This window comes from Actinomyces acetigenes, from assembly GCF_031296635.1.
Classification (GTDB): domain Bacteria; phylum Actinomycetota; class Actinomycetes; order Actinomycetales; family Actinomycetaceae; genus Actinomyces; species Actinomyces acetigenes.
In genome coordinates this window covers 1-748 of the sequence record NZ_JASPFC010000105.1, presented here as the reverse complement: position 1 = coordinate 748, position 748 = coordinate 1, and the positions used below count along the sequence as shown (strand labels likewise).

The 748-nt window shown below is 69.7% G+C and carries 1 protein-coding gene; it reads right to left on the bottom strand.

Annotated elements, in window-relative coordinates; all coding sequences use genetic code 11:
- Window positions 1–748 (bottom strand): integrase core domain-containing protein (locus RIV14_RS13680; protein WP_309325269.1); only part of this gene is annotated, 748 nt, incomplete at both ends.

Here is a 748-nt window from a genome sequence, read left to right as displayed (position 1 = left end):
AGGTACTCGATCAGGGTGACCTCGATGCCGCGCATGGCCTTGCCCAGTGACAGGGCACGATCCTTGTAGGACACGCACCCGTTGGACATCACGGTGCGTCGGGCGCGGTCCACGGCACTGTCCGAGCCGGCCGGGTCGGTGGGGTCGGGCAGGCTGATGGGGCCGCCGCCGGCTGGGAGGCGATCCAGGTCGATGGGGGCTGGGCTGGCTAGAGCCCTGGGGGCCTGGGTCCATACCCTCAGCGGGGTCAGCGCGACGCCGTGGCCCTGGTGCTGACGCTCGGTGTTGTAGTAGCTGGTGAAGCGGTCCAGCTCGGTGTTGAGCTCCTCAAGGGTGCTGGCCGGGTGAGCGCGCAGCCAGGCGGCGGCCGGCTGGTGGGAGCGCTCGACCTTGCCCTGGGTCTGGGGGTGTCCCACCCGCCCGCTGATGGGACGTACCCCCAGGGAGGCCAGCCACTTCTCGGTAGCACCCGGACCAGTGGTGCGGCTGGTGTTGAACGCCAGCGCGTTGTCAGACAGGATCGCCGCCGGGCGCCCCCAGGTGGTGAAGGCCTCCTCAAGGACCATGCGGGTGCCTGCCACACTCTCACCGCCCCAGCAGGCCCGCAGGGCGGTGATGACCCGTGAGCAGTCGTCAACGACCTGGTAGACGGTCACCACACGGTCCTCCAGGCGCCACTGGAAGCCGTCGATCTGCCACAGCTCGTTGGCCGCGCTGCGAGTGAAGCGCTTGTAGGAGGTCCTGGGCC